The organism is uncultured Agathobaculum sp. (genome assembly GCF_963927765.1).
Taxonomy (GTDB): domain Bacteria; phylum Bacillota; class Clostridia; order Oscillospirales; family Butyricicoccaceae; genus Agathobaculum.
In genome coordinates this window covers 1-15,900 of sequence record NZ_CAWVCU010000031.1, presented here as the reverse complement: position 1 = coordinate 15,900, position 15,900 = coordinate 1, and the positions used below count along the sequence as shown (strand labels likewise).

At 52.2% G+C, this 15,900-nt stretch carries 13 protein-coding genes, 1 tRNA gene, 2 pseudogenes and 1 riboswitch; of the genes and pseudogenes, 12 read left to right on the top strand and 4 right to left on the bottom strand.

All coding sequences use genetic code 11. The annotated features are described in order from the left end of the window. The 4 genes and pseudogenes from fusA to ABGT74_RS02035 form a co-directional block, all read left to right on the top strand. Positions 1–894 (top strand): annotated as a pseudogene (gene fusA / locus ABGT74_RS02050) (elongation factor G); the annotation flags it as partial. Between the two features lie 80 nt (positions 895–974). Continuing rightward, complete coding sequence (tuf, locus tag ABGT74_RS02045) at positions 975–2,180, top strand: elongation factor Tu (RefSeq protein ID WP_297284416.1); 1,206 nt, start codon at positions 975–977, stop codon at positions 2,178–2,180. Positions 2,181–2,642: 462 nt separating this feature from the next. Continuing rightward, on the top strand, positions 2,643–2,942 hold the full coding sequence (locus ABGT74_RS02040) for a hypothetical protein (RefSeq protein ID WP_297284415.1): 300 nt from the start codon (positions 2,643–2,645) through the stop codon (positions 2,940–2,942). Positions 2,943–2,963: 21 nt separating this feature from the next. Continuing rightward, positions 2,964–5,198, top strand: coding sequence for an ATP-dependent RecD-like DNA helicase (locus tag ABGT74_RS02035; RefSeq protein WP_346704252.1), 2,235 nt, complete (start codon positions 2,964–2,966; stop codon positions 5,196–5,198). A 50-nt stretch (positions 5,199–5,248) separates the two neighbouring features. Here ABGT74_RS02035 and ABGT74_RS02030 read toward each other — a convergent pair. From ABGT74_RS02030 to treP, 3 genes are all read right to left on the bottom strand, one after another. Then, positions 5,249–5,337 (bottom strand) — tRNA-Ser (locus ABGT74_RS02030). Positions 5,338–5,531: 194 nt separating this feature from the next. After that, positions 5,532–7,184 carry an alpha,alpha-phosphotrehalase gene (gene treC, locus ABGT74_RS02025; RefSeq protein ID WP_346704251.1) on the bottom strand — a complete coding sequence of 551 codons (1,653 nt, stop codon included), beginning with the start codon at positions 7,182–7,184 and terminating at the stop codon, positions 5,532–5,534. Positions 7,185–7,203: 19 nt separating this feature from the next. Then, complete coding sequence (gene treP / locus ABGT74_RS02020) at positions 7,204–9,159, bottom strand: PTS system trehalose-specific EIIBC component (RefSeq protein WP_346704250.1); 1,956 nt, start codon at positions 9,157–9,159, stop codon at positions 7,204–7,206. A gap of 299 nt (positions 9,160–9,458) precedes the next feature. On the opposite strand from treP, the gene ABGT74_RS02015 reads away from it, so the two are divergent. Continuing rightward, positions 9,459–10,208, top strand: coding sequence for a GntR family transcriptional regulator (locus ABGT74_RS02015; RefSeq protein ID WP_297284413.1), 750 nt, complete (start codon positions 9,459–9,461; stop codon positions 10,206–10,208). Between the two features lie 34 nt (positions 10,209–10,242). Then, positions 10,243–10,893: a peptidylprolyl isomerase gene (locus ABGT74_RS02010; RefSeq protein ID WP_346704249.1), complete on the top strand. Its 651-nt coding sequence runs from the start codon at positions 10,243–10,245 to the stop codon at positions 10,891–10,893. Between the two features lie 69 nt (positions 10,894–10,962). Here ABGT74_RS02010 and ABGT74_RS02005 read toward each other — a convergent pair whose 3' ends face one another. Beyond that, complete coding sequence (locus tag ABGT74_RS02005) at positions 10,963–11,847, bottom strand: LysR family transcriptional regulator (RefSeq protein ID WP_346704253.1); 885 nt, start codon at positions 11,845–11,847, stop codon at positions 10,963–10,965. A gap of 168 nt (positions 11,848–12,015) precedes the next feature. On the opposite strand from ABGT74_RS02005, the gene ABGT74_RS02000 reads away from it, so the two are divergent. From ABGT74_RS02000 to ABGT74_RS01975, 6 genes and pseudogenes are all read left to right on the top strand, one after another. After that, positions 12,016–12,555: a flavodoxin family protein gene (locus ABGT74_RS02000; RefSeq protein ID WP_346704248.1), complete on the top strand. Its 540-nt coding sequence runs from the start codon at positions 12,016–12,018 to the stop codon at positions 12,553–12,555. A 21-nt stretch (positions 12,556–12,576) separates the two neighbouring features. Further along, positions 12,577–13,344, top strand: a complete 768-nt coding sequence (locus ABGT74_RS01995) for a carboxymuconolactone decarboxylase family protein (protein WP_346704247.1) — start codon at positions 12,577–12,579, stop codon at positions 13,342–13,344. Positions 13,345–13,369: 25 nt separating this feature from the next. After that, a riboswitch (TPP riboswitch) is annotated at positions 13,370–13,473 on the top strand. Between the two features lie 89 nt (positions 13,474–13,562). Next, on the top strand, positions 13,563–14,363 hold the full coding sequence (gene thiD, locus ABGT74_RS01990) for a bifunctional hydroxymethylpyrimidine kinase/phosphomethylpyrimidine kinase (RefSeq protein ID WP_346704246.1): 801 nt from the start codon (positions 13,563–13,565) through the stop codon (positions 14,361–14,363). Then, positions 14,360–14,869, top strand: coding sequence for an energy coupling factor transporter S component ThiW (gene thiW / locus ABGT74_RS01985; protein WP_346704245.1), 510 nt, complete (start codon positions 14,360–14,362; stop codon positions 14,867–14,869). Before thiD ends, thiW begins: the two co-directional genes overlap by 4 nt. Continuing rightward, complete coding sequence (thiM, locus tag ABGT74_RS01980; RefSeq protein WP_346704244.1) at positions 14,866–15,693, top strand: hydroxyethylthiazole kinase; 828 nt, start codon at positions 14,866–14,868, stop codon at positions 15,691–15,693. The genes thiW and thiM overlap by 4 nt, the downstream gene beginning before the upstream one ends. Before the next feature lie 16 nt (positions 15,694–15,709). Further along, positions 15,710–15,900, top strand: a pseudogene (locus ABGT74_RS01975) (hypothetical protein); the annotation flags it as partial.

Sequence of the window (15,900 nt, the reverse complement as noted above, 5' to 3'; positions counted from 1 at the left end):
CTCGAGTCTATGGAGTTCCCGGATCCGGTTATCCGTGTTGCGATCGAGCCCAAGACCAAGGCTGGTCAGGAGAAGATGGGTATTGCGCTGGCAAAGCTGGCGGAAGAAGACCCGACCTTTAAGACCTACACCGATGAGGAAACCGGCCAGACCATTATCGCTGGTATGGGCGAGCTGCATCTGGAAATTATTGTTGACCGTCTGCTGCGTGAATTCAAGGTAGAAGCCAACGTTGGTTCGCCTCAGGTTGCTTATAAGGAAACCATCCGCCGTTCTGCTGATGTGGATCAGAAGTATGCACGTCAGTCCGGTGGTAAGGGTCAGTACGGCCATGTTAAGATCATTGTTGAGCCGAACGAGTCCGGTAAGGGCTATGAGTTCATCAACAAGATCGTTGGCGGTGCGATTCCGAAGGAATATATCGAGCCTGTTAATCAGGGTATTCAGGGCGCAATGCAGGCTGGTATCTTGGCGGGCTATCCGGTTGTCGACGTAAAGGTTACGCTGTATGACGGTTCTTACCACGAAGTCGACTCCTCTGAAATGGCATTTAAGATCGCCGGCTCTATGGCGTTCAAGGAAGCTATGAAGAAGGCTGATCCGGTTCTGATGGAGCCGATCATGCAGGTTGACGTTATGGTTCCAGAGGATTATATGGGCGACGTTATCGGTGACTTGAACTCCCGTCGTGGCCAGATCCAGGGCATGGAGCCGCGCGGCGGCGTGCAGGCGATTTCGGCTGCTGTTCCGCTGAGCGAGATGTTCGGTTACGCAACTGCGCTGCGCTCCCGTACGCAGGGCCGTGGCCAGTACACCATGCAGCCCAGCCACTACACTGAGGTGCCGAAGAGCATTCAGGAGAAGATCATCGACGCCCGCAATAAAAACGACTAAAACTATTGCATTTTTCTGTGAATTGCAGTAGAATAAATTCACCATGACTTTGAATTTAATTTACGAGGAGGATATCCACAATGGCAAAGGAAAAATTTGACCGCTCCCTGCCGCACGTTAACATCGGTACCATCGGCCACGTTGACCATGGTAAGACCACGCTGACCGCGGCGATCACCAAGGTTCTGGCTCTCGAGGGTGAGGCTGAATATCAGGCTTACGACTCGATCGATAAGGCTCCGGAAGAGAAGGAGCGCGGCATTACGATCAACACTGCGCACGTTGAGTACCACACCAAGAAACGTCACTATGCGCACGTTGACTGCCCGGGCCACGCTGACTACGTTAAGAACATGATCACCGGTGCTGCTCAGATGGACGGCGCTATCCTGGTTGTTTCTTCCGCTGACGGCCCGATGCCCCAGACCCGCGAGCACATTCTGCTTGCTCGTCAGGTAGGCGTTCCGTATATCGTTGTATTCATGAACAAGGTTGACCAGGTAGACGACGCAGAGCTGCTCGATCTGGTTGAGATGGAAATCCGCGACCTGCTGTCCTCCTACGAGTTCCCGGGCGATGACATCCCGGTAATCCGTGGTTCTGCGCTTCAGGTTCTGACCTGCGATTCCAACGATCCGAACGCTCCGGAGTATGCTTGCATCCACGAGCTGATGGACGCTGTTGACTCCTATATCCCGACCCCGGACCGTGCTGCTGACAAGCCGTTCATCATGCCGGTTGAGGACGTATTCTCCATCACCGGTCGTGGTACCGTTGCTACCGGCCGTGTTGAGCGTGGCCAGCTGAAGATGGGCGAAGAAGTTGAAATCGTTGGTCTGATGGACGCTCCGCGCAAGACCGTTGTTACCGGTATTGAGATGTTCCGCAAGCTGCTGGACTACGCTGAGGCTGGCGACAACATCGGTGCTCTGCTCCGTGGTATCCAGAAGACTGAGATCGAGCGTGGCCAGGTTCTGGCTAAGCCGGGCTCCATTCATCCGCACACCAAGTTCCACGGTCAGGTTTACGTTCTGAAGAAGGAAGAGGGCGGCCGTCATACTCCGTTCTTCAACAACTACCGTCCCCAGTTCTACTTCCGTACCACCGACGTTACTGGCGTTATCACTCTGCCGGAAGGCACTGAGATGTGCATGCCGGGCGACAACGTTGAGATGGACGTTGAGCTGATCACCCCGATCGCTATCGAGGAAGGCCTGCGTTTCGCTATCCGTGAGGGTGGCCGCACCGTAGGTTCCGGCGTTGTTACCAAGATCAACGCTGACTAATTGTTGATTTATGAAAGCTCCCGTGCTTTGCATGGGAGCTTTTTCCTGTGTAAATGCGTGTGCCGTGCGGTAAACTACCGATGAGGAGGGATGCGCTATCAAACAGGATAAGATCAAACAATATCAGATGGAAGCGGCACAAAAGCAGTTTGAATGGCTTTCTTGCAGTAAGCCTGCAGTATCGAGTAACGATGGAGAGGACCCTAACAGCGCTGTGGAGGGAATTGCTTTGCCGCCGCATGAACGCGGTTGCGGACGTGCCCATCCCATGCGTGGGACAAACAGTGAAGATTTGACGGAATGGTGCACAAAACACGAAACATGATGAGAGGCTGCCGGATGGATTCCGGCAGCTTTGCTTTGGTTGGCATTTTACATTTTTTTCGTCTTGTGTTACAATAAATCGGGTAATGACACCTGTAGATTGCTTGCTGCATAGCCTGAAAACAGGAGGGGAGACTCATGTCTGTTTTTTGGGAAGCAGTGCTGGCAATTTTTGCAGCCATAGGCTTGTATACGTGTTTGCATGTGGTTTATGAATTGTGCTTTGCGCGATTGCTGCGCATGCATGGTTCAGCGGAGCTGACCTTGTATGGCGATGGAAATGATGCTGCAAGCGAACAAATGATTCGGATTGCATTGCGTGTGCGCAAGCAGTATCTGCCCGGCCTTTCTATCACGTTTGTTGAGATTGGCTGCGGTGGCGAGAACAATATTGCAAAGCATTTTGCATCTAGACAGGATATCATGTATTTGGAATAATAGAAAGAGGAACGGTTGCGCTTGGATGAGAAAGAGTATGTGCTGATTCGCGGCACAGTGGAGCAAATTGTATTTTACAATCAGGAAAATGGATATGCCGTTCTGCGGCTAAGTTCGGATGAGGGTGCGGAGGTCACGGCAACCGGTACGTTTCCCAATATTGGCTTGGGAGAAGAGGTTATCCTGACCGGTACATGGGTGACACATCCATCCTATGGCGAGCAGTTTGCAACCGAAGCATTTGAGCGCCGTTTGCCATCTTCCGTGCGGGGAATCGCAGAGTACTTGGGCTCTGGTTTGATTCGTGGTATCGGTCCGCGGTTGGCTTTCCGCATTGCCGAAAAGTTCGGGGAAGATACCTTTGATGTGCTTGCCTATGAACCGGAACGCCTGACTGCAATTCGAGGAATCACAGAGAAGAAGGCAAGGGAGATCGGTCGACAGTTTACCGAACAGAACGAGATGCGTCTGTTGATGGACTTTTTAGCTGAGCATCGTCTGCCGGTCTCCTTGACACCGCTTTTGTACAAACGCTTGCGGGATAGCGCGATTGATGCACTGTGCGAAAATCCGTATTTGCTTTGTGACCCTTATTATGATGTAGACTTCAAGATTGCCGACGGATTGGCAATGGAGTTAGGGCTCTCGCTGTTGTCGGATGAGCGTGCAGATGCAGGCGTGTTATACACGCTGGTGTTCAATTTGGACAATGGGCATACTTTCATTCCCGTGGAAAAGCTAACAGCAGCAGTCTGCTCGCTGCTTTCTGACGAGGATGTGGTGTTTGATGAAGAACGGGCACTGGCTTCGATCGAACGGTTGCGCGAGCGCGGTCGCTTGGTTTGTGAGCATATTGCCGGGCGGGACGCGGTGTATCTGCGCGATCTGCATGATGCGGAAGCATATCTGGCGGAAATGCTGGGTTATATGGCAGAACGAAATTATGAATATGATTTCGATGTGGATGAACTGCTCAAAGCGCTGGTGTTGGATAGTGAAGTACCGTATTCGGAAAAGCAGAAGCAGGCGATTACAACAGCAGCACGCAATGGATTGGTAATCCTGACAGGTGGGCCGGGTACCGGCAAAACAACAACCGTGCGCGGCATTTTACAGGTGTTTGAAGCGTTGGGCCTGAATACGTTATTGGCGGCGCCGACCGGACGCGCTGCTAAGCGGTTATCTGACTTGACTGGAATGGAGGCTAAAACCATTCATCGTCTGCTGGAAGCGGGTTTCGGCATGGGAGGACGTACTGCGTTTGTGCGAAATTTGACCAATCCTCTGGAATGCGATGCGGTCATCTTGGACGAGGTTTCCATGGTGGATATCACGCTGATGCAGGCGCTCATCGAGGCGCTGCCGCATGGCGCGCGCTTGGTTTTGGTTGGAGATGCCGATCAGCTTCCGCCTGTGGGGCCGGGAAATTTTCTGCGGGATATCATCGGGTCGCATCGTGTGCCGACAATCCAGCTGACAGATATCTTTCGGCAGGCACAGCAGTCGGATATCGTTATGAACGCACATGCGGTCAATGAAGGGCATATGCCAGTACCATCACGGGCAGACGGTGATTTTTTCTTTTTGAAGCGTGCCGACCCGGCGGCGGTAATCGAGACCGTAGCGCAGCTATGTGCGGCACGACTGCCCAACCATTATGGACTGTTGCCATCACAGATTCAGGTGCTTTCACCAGCCAGACGGCAGGGAAGCGGTACCATTGCGCTGAATCGTCGGCTTCAGGAGGCACTCAACCCTCCATCGGAGGACAAACTGGAAAAACGCTTTGGAGACTGGATTTTCCGCGAGGGCGACAGAGTGATGCAGGTGCGCAACAACTATGACATCATCTGGGAAAAACGTGAGAATGATGAGCAGGGGACAGGTGTTTTCAACGGTGACGTAGGAGAGATCCTGCAGATATTTCCTCGACAGGAATGCATGGTGATTCGCTTTGATGATCGAATTGCCACCTATACATATGATATGCTAGGCGAATTGGAACTCGCTTATGCGGTAACGGTTCATAAGTCGCAGGGAAGCGAGTTTGATGCAGTTGTGCTGGCACTGTCCGATGCCTTACCGCGCCGGTTGCTGACACGCAATATTTTATACACGGCAATTACCCGGGCCAAGCAGCTGCTGGTGATAGTAGGCAGTCCGGATGTAGTGGCGTATATGGTTGGAAATAACCAGAAAGGGCGTAGGTACAGTGCATTGAAGGCGCGTTTGCGCGAGGATATCTCTTCTGAATAAAATAGGGAAATACAAAAAAAACAGCAACCAATATGGTTGCTGTTTTGCTTTGGCGCAGCGGGTGGGATTCGAACCCACGTGCCGTTGCCGGCAAACTGATTTCGAGTCAGCCCCGTTATGACCACTTCGATACCGCTGCATTTTATTGCCTGCTCTGCACAGTGCTTTGTTATTATATCATGTGGAAATCAAAAAAACAAGCTTTTTTTCAAATAATATCCTGTAATAATATCCTGTAATATTTCATGATACGTCGGTCGGTAGACGATAGAGTATCGGCAAAAGCAAAAGCAGCAGGCGGTTTGACGCTGCTTTTGCTTTTGTGTCAGGTTGTTATTTTGCTGCGCGGTACAGAACCAGAGATTCATAAGGACGCAGGTGCAGCTTATTCTGCACAGACGAATCTGCATAGTTAGAGATCAGGCAGGTAAAACCATCGAGGTTGACCGGACAGCTCCAATCGACTTCTGCCCGATAGAAGTTGTTGATAACAACGAGTTGTTCACCGTTAAAGCGTCTGGTATATGCCAGAACGGATGGATGCGTTTCATCCAGCGGAGCAAAATCACCGTATGCGATCACATCATATTGCTTGCGAAGCGCAATCAGTTTTTGATAATGTGCGAATACCGAATTCGGATCATTTACCTGCGCCGCGGCATTGATGCGTGTGTGGTTGGGGTTGACGCTTAGCCAAGGCTCAGCCGTGGTAAAACCGCTGTTTTCGCTTGCATCCCACTGCATAGGAGTGCGGCTGTTGTCGCGGGAGTGGACGCGCAGAATGTCGTATACGCTGTCCTCATGCAGACCGCGTGCGCGCAGGATGTGATAGTGGTTGATGCTTTCCACGTCGCGGTATTGGTCGAGCGAGGTAAAACCCGCATTGGTCATACCGATTTCTTCGCCCTGATAGACATAGGGCGTGCCGCGCAGGCAGTGCACGACTGTGCCGAGCATCTTGGCGGATTCCGCCCAGTATTCACCCTCATCGCCAAAGCGAGAGACGACGCGGGGCTGGTCGTGGTTGCACCAGAACACGGCATTCCAAGCGTTGTGGTCGCTCATGCCGGTTTGCCATGAAAACAAGATGTTCTTGAGCTTGCCGAAGTCGAACGGCACTAACACCCACTTTTCATTGCCGACAAAATCGACCTTGAGGTGGTGAAACGAGAACACCATGCTCAGTTCACCGGTGTCTGCACCCGCGTAGCGGTAGCAGTTTTCCATGCTTGTGCTGCTCATCTCACCGACTGTGATGATCTCAGCGTCCGTGCCGAAGGTTGCAGCGCTCAGCTCCTGCAGGAACTCGTGGATGCGTGGGCCGTCGGTGTAGAAGCGGCGGCCGTCGCCCTCGTAGTCGGATTCATAAGAGCCCTTGCTGATGAGGTTGACAACATCGAAGCGGAAGCCTTTGACACCCTTGTCCATCCAGAAGCGGATGACGTTTTGCAGTTCCTTACGCACACGCGGATTTTCCCAGTTCAGGTCGGCCTGTGTCGGGTCGAACAGATGCAAATACCATTTTCCCTTTTCCGGTACATACTGCCATGCACTGCCGCCGAATTTGCTTTCCCAGTTGTTGGGGGGGGTACCGTCCGCACCGCCTTCGCGCCAGATATAGAAATTCTCGTATTCCTTATCGCCTGCCATGGCTTTCTGGAACCACTCGTGTTCGGTCGAGGTGTGGTTGAACACCATGTCGAGCATCAGGCGGATGCCGCGCTTTGCAGCTTCTTGGGACAGTGTTTCAAAGTCTGCCATCGTACCAAAGCGCGGGTCAACTGCACAGTAATCGGCCACGTCGTAGCCATTGTCGCGCTGCGGAGAGGGGAAAAACGGGTTGAGCCAAATGTAATCAACGCCCAGCTTTTTGAGGTAGCCGAGCTTGGCAGTGACGCCGCCCAGATCACCCACGCCGTCACCGTCCGAGTCGAAAAAGGACTTAAAGTAACACTGATAGACGACACTTTTTCTAAAATCAAACATATGCGTTTGTCCTCCTGTCTCAGGTAAGTTCAGCGGCAATCGTCTCGCCGTGCTTGGTTTCAATACCCGTATGGAACGTCATATTGCTGTGACCAGCCGGCTCGGTAACGATGAATATGGTGGTTTTCGGATGACCTGCTGCTGCAATCTTATCGGGGGAGAAGGTGATGAGCTTATCGCCTGCTTTGACTGTATCGTCTTCGTGGACGAACAGGGTGAAACCGTCGCCATTCATGTCAACCGTGTCTACGCCAATGTGGATGAGAAGTTCTGTGCCGTCTGCGAGTGCCAAACCGCAGGCGTGGCGGCTGTCCTCCATGACAACCGAAACCTTGGCGTCTGCCGGTGCGTAGATGGTATCGCCTGTCGGCTCAAAGGCCATGCCTTCGCCCATGATGCCCTTGGAGAATACGTCGTCCGGCACCTTAGAGAGCGGCAGGGTGCGGCCGTCGCAGATTGCTTTGAGTGTGATGGAAGAGGATGATGTCGGTGCTTCAACTGCTGCCGGAGTAGCTTCCTCCACAGCGGGTACCGTCGGGGCAGATTCCATCACGCGGTCTTCTTGGGACAGCTTGCGGCTGCCGACGATGTAGGTCAGTACAAAAGGAACAATGATTGCGGTGGCCATCGCCAGCAGGAAGTTGACCCAGTATTCAGGATAGATGGACAGGATACCCGGCAAGCCGCCGACACCAATGCTGATTGCGGTAACGCCCGTGCCAATCGAGATCATTGCCGCGCAGGCTGAGCCGATCATGCCGCAAATCAGCGGGAAACCGTATTTCAGGTTGACACCGAACAGAGCCGGTTCGGTAACCCCCAGATAGCAGGAGATGCATGCCGGAATGTTGACCTGCTGTGCGCGCTCATTGCGTTTTTGCAGGATGGACATGGCAAGTACCGCCGAGCCTTGTGCGATATTGGACAGTGCGATCATCGGCCAGAGGTTGGTGCCGCCGTAGGTGTTGACCAACTGGGAGTCGATGGCGTTGGTCATGTGGTGCAGGCCAGTCATAACAATAGGCGCATAGAGCAGGCCGAACAGTGCCGCAAAGATCAGTTTGAAGTTCGATGCCAGACCCATGTTGACGATATTTGCGATGAAGTCACCGATCTTCCAGCCAATCGGGCCGACGACCGTATGCGCAATCAGTACCGCAGGGACGAGTGCACAGAACGGCACAACGACCATACTGATGACTTCGGGACAGATTTTTTTGAAAAACTTTTCTAAGTAGACCAGCACAAAACCAGCTAAAATGGCGGCGACGACCTGCCCCTGATAGCCGATCATCTGCACCTGCGCAAAACCGAAGTCCCAAACCGGGATTTCGCTGGCTGGGGTGGTGGCAACAGAGAATGCGTTGAGCAGCTGCGGGGAGATCAGCGTCAGGCCGAGCACAATGCCGAGGATCTGGGTCGTCCCCATCTTTTTGGTGATCGACCAAGTGATGCCTACGGGCAGGAAGTGGAAGATTGCTTCACCGATCAGCCACAAGAAGCTGTACATACCCGCCCAGAACTGGGAAACATCGGCCAGAGACTGGGTACCGCCGTTGAGAAGATCGACTTCACCGATGATGTTGCGGAAACCGAGCACAAGACCGCCGCAGATGAGCGCTGGGATGATGGGGGCAAAGATCTCGCCCAGCGCGCCCATGATACGCTGAAGGGGATTCTGGTTGGATTTGGCCGCATTCTTGACCGCGTCCTTGCTCACGCCTTCAATACCGGCAAACTTAGTGAATTCCTGATAAAAATTGGCTACGTCATTGCCGATGATGACCTGATATTGCCCAGCCTGTGTGAATGTGCCTTTCACGCTGGGGATGGCTTCGATTGCTTTTTCATCCGCTTTTTTTGGATCAACCAGTACGAAACGCATGCGTGTCATGCAGTGTGATACCGCCTGAATGTTCTTTTTTCCGCCGATCTTATCGAGCAGCGTTTGGACGTCCTGCTGGTATTTTCCCATGAATCTTCCTCCCGTATTTTTCGTTTGATTAACTTGTTCAAACAAGTTTTTCTTGATGATAGGATACTGCTTTATGAATGGGAAAACAAGTCTATTATTTAACAAAAAATTCAAAAAATTTTTATGGCTTCTGACGAGTGAAATGGGTAAAATGACGGTTGAAATAAACTTAATTCGTGCAAAAAGCTGATGCATTTCCGCGATAGGGAAGCATTTTGAAATTTTGAGCCATAAGGTTTTATAAGTGCAGTGCGTGTGATATAATAATAAAATCAGTTTATACTGCAGAGAGGTGTCCCATGCCGAAGGCAAAATATGAACAGCTGTATCAGATTTTAAAAGAGAAAATTGAATCCGGTACATATCCGCCGCAGGAAATGCTACCCAGCGAACATACGCTAATCGCTGAACTGGGGTGTTCTCGCAACACGCTGCGTCGTGCCATAGGGGAACTGGTGCGTGCTGGATATGTGCAGACCATGCAGGGGAAGGGCATGCGCAATATTTTTGAGCCGAGCCAGCAGACCACTTTCACACTGGGTACAATCGAAACGTTCAGTGAGTCTGCAGAGCGTAATCAGCAGCGCGGCGCAAGCAAGGTGCTGTTGTTTTCGCCAGTCACAGCGGATTGGCAGTTAGCTGAAAAAACCGGTTTCGCAGAGGGAACACCGCTCTATTATATCCAGCGTCTGCATTATCTGAACGGACGCCCGCTGATCTTCAACCACAGCTATTTCCGGCAGGATGTGGCGCAGGGACTGACGCGCGAGATTGCAGAGCAGTCGATCTATCGTTATTTGGAAACCGAGCTGCATATCTCCATCATCAATAGTAAGCGTGTGGTGACAGTGGAGAAAGCAACGCAGCTCGATCTGCAGCATCTGGATATGGGTGATTGCAACTGTCTTGCAGTTGTCAGCAGCCAAACGTACAATAGCGATGGCGTGATGTTTGAATACACGCAGTCGCGTCACCATCCAAACTTTTTCCGATTTCAGGATAATGCAGTGCGGCGTTCTTCTGCATATGGAAAGCCGGAAGAAAAGTGATAGCATAGCAAAAATAAGACAAAGGAGCAATATAATGAAACAGAGCAAGCGTTTTTGGGGCATTTGTGGTATGTTAGCGGTGCTGATTTTAGGCGGATGCAACGCAGGGGAGAACAATACTGCTGCAAATTCGCAGCAGGACCAGCCGGACGCAACACAGAACGAAACCCAAACGGAGACGACGGATGTCGGCATTCATCATGCGGAAATCAAGATTCAGGACATGGGTACCATCACAGTGGAACTGGATGGTGATGCAGCGCCTATTACGGTGCAGAATTTTATGGATCTCGCGGAAAGTGGTTTTTATGACGGCTTGACCTTTCATCGCATCATCAACGGTTTTATGATGCAGGGCGGCGATCCGAATGGCGACGGTACTGGCGGGTCTGAGCAGACCATCAAGGGTGAATTTTCTGAAAACGGTGTAGAAAACGACCTATCGCATGCGCGTGGCGCAATCTCGATGGCGCGTGCGCAGGATATGGACAGTGCTTCGTCGCAGTTCTTCATCGTGCATCAGGACAGCACTTATCTGGACGGACAGTATGCCTGCTTCGGCTATGTGACCGACGGCATGGACATCGTCGACGAGATTTGCGAGAATACGAAAGTAGAAGATGGCAACGGCACGGTCTTGCCGGAAAATCAGCCGGTGATCGAAAGCATTACGATTCTGGACTGAGCGGATGATAGCGAAAAACCGTCTCCCATAGGAGACGGTTTTTTTGTTTCGATATGGATGGAAGCAGGCTTAAGAGATGCTGGCCCGAAGCTGTGCCAAAAAGTATTCGGCCGCTTTGGATAAAGCTGCGTATCTCTTCCAGACCAGAGACATACCGAGCGTGATATCCGGGCTGAGTGGTCGGAAGCAGAGACTGCTGTCACCGCTGGTGTTGATGAGCTTATCCAGTGTCAACACATAGCCCATTTTTTCATCCGCCATCAGCGACGCATTGTATGCCAGGTTGTAGGTTGCACTGATTTGCAGTTCTGATAGAGGTTTTTGTATCCATTGCAGAAAATTGGGGAAATGAATCATTTGACGTGACAAAATCAGCGGCTTGTCCCACAGGTCTTCCGGTGTGATGCTGTCTTTTTCAGCAAGTGGGGCATCTCTGCGCATCAAAACACCCCAGTGATCCAACATGGGCAGCGCCAATTGTTCATATTTGGAGGAGTCGGTCGTGCCAAGCAGCAGGCCAAAGTCGAAAAGACCTTTGTCCAGCCGATCGATGAGATCCTGACTATCGCCGCTGACAATGTGAAAATGCACATCTGGGTACTGTTCTTGGATGAGGTGTGCCACTCGGGCAATTGCGCGCAGCGAATCGGTTTCACCTGCGCCAATGAAGATATCACCAGCCAATCCGTGGCCAGATTGCCGGATTTCGTTTTCGGTTTTCTGCACAAGATCCACGATTTCCTGCGCGCGTTTGCGGAACAGACGACCTTCTTCAGTCAGGCCGATTTTGTGGTTGCGTTTGCCGCGCACCAGAAGCTGCTTTCCAAGTTCATCTTCCAAATCTTTCAACTGCCGAGAAATGGTGGGCTGCGTCAGGTTCAAATATTCAGCAGCAGCCGAAATGCTTTGCTCCTGCGTGACAGCCAAAAAATATTCTAAAACCCGAAATTCCATGTTCCGCCTCGCTTTCCATGAGATAAAATAAAGAATAGATGCAAACAGTGTACCGATGATATGCATGCTTGTCAAGCATGTAATATAGAAAAAGATAAGCATTTGCTATTGGATCGTTTTCTTCTTATAATGAAAGGAGGAGACAAGCATGCACAGGAGGAATCAAAAATGAGCAAAAAAGTTCTGATTGTGGCATCCAGTCCGCGACGCAACGGCAATTCTAACCACCTTGCCGAAGCATTTGCGAAAGGTGCGGCGCAAGCAGGAAATCAGGTAGAAACCGTTTACTTATGTGAAAAGAACATTGGGTTTTGCCGGGGCTGCTTGTCCTGCCAAACAACGCAGCGCTGCGTGATACAGGATGATGCGGATGCGATTGTACAGAAAATGGGTGCAGCGGATGTGTTGGCATTTGCAACGCCAATCTATTACTATGGTATGAGCGGTCAGATGAAAACCATGTTGGATCGGGCAAATCCGTTGTTTCCTTCGGATTACGCCTTCCGTGATGTTTATTTGCTGACAGCGGCAGCAGAGGATGATCCAGAAACGCCGGAAGGCGCAGTGCATGGTTTACAGGGCTGGATCAGCTGTTTTGAAAAGGCGAGTCTGGCAGGCAATGTGTTTGCCGGCGGTGTGACAGATGCAGGAGATATCGGAGGTCATCCGGCACTGCAAACCGCGTTTGAAATGGGAAGCAGAATCTAAGAGGAAAGGAAGTATTGCAGTATGGCAGTCAAGCAGACAGCAGGACGGGATTCTCTCGGTACCTTTGCCCCGAAATTTGCAGAGCTCAACGATGATGTATTGTTTGGCCAGGTGTGGAACAGGGAGGATAAGCTTTCGCTGCGTGACCGCTCGTTGGTGACGGTGGTCAGCCTAATGGCGCAGGGATTGGTGGATTCTTCCTTCCAATATCATTTGACCACAGCTAAGCAGAACGGCATTACCCGGACAGAAATCGCAGAGATTTTGACGCATGCAGCGTTTTATGCAGGCTGGCCCAAGGCATGGGCGGCATTTCGCATGGCAAAAGAGGTCTGGACGGAAGAAGAGCAGGCAGTGGACGGTAAAGCGGCTCATCAGAACGAGATGGTATTCCCGATTGGCGCGCCGAATGATGGGTTTGCACAAAATTTTGTTGGACAGAGTTATCTCGCGCCGGTTTCCACCGAACAGGTCGGTATTTTCAATGTAACTTTCGAACCGGGATGCCGCAACAACTGGCACATTCATCATGCGGATCAAGGCGGCGGACAGATCCTTGTCTGTGTAGCTGGCAAGGGCTATTATCAGGAATGGGGCAAGCCCGCAGTGGAACTGCATCCGGGCGATACGGTCAATATTCCGGTAGGTGTCAAGCATTGGCATGGTGCTGCGCCGGATAGTTGGTTCTCGCATCTGGCGGTCGAAGTGCCGGGGGAGAATGGCAGCAATGAATGGCTGGAGGCAGTGGACGATGCAGCGTATGCAGCCGCATGCGGACAGAAAGCTTGACAAATGTTTCGGCAAGTGCTAATTTAATATAAAGCAAGGGAGCTTCCGTTGGAGGCTGAGAGGAGGTTTCGACCTCGACCTTACCTGATTTGGATAATGCCAACGTAGGGATGCTGGAACAAGCTGGAGCCGCACGCAGGTGCGGTCATTTTCGGACGCGAAAGGACATCCTGATCGGGATGTCCTTTTTTCATGCAGAAAGACAGGAGGAAACGGGAATGAAGAAAGTACTTACCATCGCTGGTTCGGACTGTTCGGGCGGTGCAGGTGTGCAGGCGGATTTGAAGACGATGGCAGCACACGGTGTGTTCGGTATGAGCGTGATCGTGTCGGTTGTTGCGGAAAATACCGCCCGCGTGATCGACATTCAGGACATCAGTCCCAAAATGATTGAAGAGCAAATCGACGCGGTGTTTGAGGATATCGTACCAGATGCAGTCAAGATCGGCATGTTGTCCTCACCCGCGTGTATGAAAGCGGTCGCAGGCAAGCTTGCGCAGTATAAGCCGCAGCATGTGGTCATCGATCCTGTGATGTTTGCGAAAAACGGCGATGCGCTGATGGATCCGGCGTCAGTCGGCACACTGATCGAGACTATACTGCCGTTTGCGGATATTTTGACACCCAATATTCCAGAGGCACAGTACATTGCGGATATGCAGATCAACACGCCCGCGGATATGGAGGAGGCAGCACGTCGCATCCACGCCAAGGGCTGTCGCAATGTGCTGGTCAAGGGCGGCAAGAATATGGAAGGTGCAATGGACGTGCTGTATGACGGGACGGACTTCCATCGTTATGAGATTGTACAGCTCGATACCACCAGTACGCATGGCACAGGCTGCACGCTGTCCTCGGCAATCGCATCCAATCTGGCGCTGGGATATGATATTCCTGAAGCGGTAGAGCGTGCCAAAGCCTATGTGACCGATGCCATCCGTCATGCCCCCGGCTTTGGAAATGGCTGTGGGCCGCTGAATCATTTTTGCCGTCTGTTTCCGGAGGAGGGTGCAAAATGAAAGAGAAATCCATCCGTAAGCTGACCATCGCGGGTTTGCTGGTCGCAGTTGCCGTGGTTGGCAGCCTGTTTTCTATTCCGGTATTAGGCGCGAAGTGCTCACCCGTGCAGCACATGGTTAATGTGCTGGGTGCGGTGCTGCTCGGTCCTTGGTATGCGGTTGGCATGGCGTTTGCCGCTTCGCTGATTCGGAATCTGTTGGGACTTGGCAGTCTGCTTGCATTTCCCGGTTCTATGATCGGTGCGCTGCTGTGCGGCTTGCTGTATAAGCTGTGTCCCAAGCTGCCGGTTGCGTATGTCGGTGAGGTGTTCGGTACAGGCGTTCTGGGCGGTATTGCATCTTATCCGATCGCTGTAGTACTGATGAACAATAAAGCCGCGGCGCTGTTCACCTTTGTCCCGTCTTTTCTGGTCTCGACTGCGGTCGGCGCTGCCATATCGGTCTTTGTACTGGCGGCACTCAAGCGCACGCAGGTTTTTAGCCAGTTGGAGGGAGCGCTGCGGTGACAGAAAGTATAAAACAGATCATATCGTGTGCGCAGCGGGTTCGTCCGATGGTGCATTCGATTACCAATAATGTGACGATTAACGATTGCGCAAATATCATCCTTGCGGCAGGTGGTACGGCTATCATGGCACAGGATGAGCGTGAGGTGGAGGAGATCACCGCGCATGCTGATGCGCTTGCGCTCAATATGGGTGCGCTGCGTGCGCAGGAAGCGATGCTGTTAGCGGCTCGCGTGTCTAAGCGGCTGGGGCATCCAGTTGTGCTTGATCCGGTTGCGGCTGGGGCAAGTCGCTTGCGCAGCGAAATGTGCGGCCGCTTGCTGGCCGAGGGGCTGGTGTCCGTTATTCGCGGCAATGCGTCTGAAATTCGCGCCCTTGCAGCGGGGCAGGAAAATGCCGCAGGTGTGGAGGTGGATGCACTCGACCGCGTGACCGAGCAAAACCTTGCCGATTCTGCTGCATGGCTGCGTCGGTTCAGCCAGCAGACTGGCGCGGTCGTCATGCTGACCGGTGTGATCGACCTGATAACCGATGGACAACGCACTGCAGTGCTGCGGGGCGGCAGTGAGCTGATGGGCCGGATCACCGGTGCCGGATGCATGCTCACGTCGCTGACCGCATTGTACTGCGGTGCGAATCCAAATACATTATTTGAGGCCGCTGTTGCGGCGGCGGAGGTGATGAATCATTGCGGAGAACAAGCACAGGTACGAGTGCGTAAAGAGATGGAGGGCACCGCTTCCTTTCGCACACGCCTGATCGACGCGGTCAGCTTATTGACGGCCGATGATCTGGCAAACGTACACCAAATTCAACTGATTTAAGTAAAAATCACAACAAGTGCTGCCGGCAAGCTGCCGTCAGTCCAAGTCATTCATTGGGGGTACCACCTTGAAAAACAACCAAACAACCGAGAGACTGCTTGACGCGTCCCGGGAAATATGGGCGGGTTATCTGACCCATCCCTTTGTCCGGGGCATTGCAGACGGCAGCCTTGCTGTAAACAAATTCCGTTTCTATCTGTTGCAGGA

Bases quoted from the DNA above. Each gene is read 5' to 3' on its own strand.
- tuf (WP_297284416.1), top strand. From the start codon at position 975: ATGGCAAAGGAAAAATTTGACCGCTCCCTGCCGCACGTTAACATCGGT.
- ABGT74_RS02040 (WP_297284415.1), top strand. From the start codon at position 2,643: ATGTCTGTTTTTTGGGAAGCAGTGCTGGCAATTTTTGCAGCCATAGGC.
- treC (WP_346704251.1), bottom strand. From the start codon at position 7,184: ATGTTTGATTTTAGAAAAAGTGTCGTCTATCAGTGTTACTTTAAGTCC.
- treP (WP_346704250.1), bottom strand. From the start codon at position 9,159: ATGGGAAAATACCAGCAGGACGTCCAAACGCTGCTCGATAAGATCGGC.
- ABGT74_RS02015 (WP_297284413.1), top strand. From the start codon at position 9,459: ATGCCGAAGGCAAAATATGAACAGCTGTATCAGATTTTAAAAGAGAAA.
- ABGT74_RS02010 (WP_346704249.1), top strand. From the start codon at position 10,243: ATGAAACAGAGCAAGCGTTTTTGGGGCATTTGTGGTATGTTAGCGGTG.
- ABGT74_RS02005 (WP_346704253.1), bottom strand. From the start codon at position 11,847: ATGGAATTTCGGGTTTTAGAATATTTTTTGGCTGTCACGCAGGAGCAA.
- ABGT74_RS02000 (WP_346704248.1), top strand. From the start codon at position 12,016: ATGAGCAAAAAAGTTCTGATTGTGGCATCCAGTCCGCGACGCAACGGC.
- ABGT74_RS01995 (WP_346704247.1), top strand. From the start codon at position 12,577: ATGGCAGTCAAGCAGACAGCAGGACGGGATTCTCTCGGTACCTTTGCC.
- thiD (WP_346704246.1), top strand. From the start codon at position 13,563: ATGAAGAAAGTACTTACCATCGCTGGTTCGGACTGTTCGGGCGGTGCA.
- thiW (WP_346704245.1), top strand. From the start codon at position 14,360: ATGAAAGAGAAATCCATCCGTAAGCTGACCATCGCGGGTTTGCTGGTC.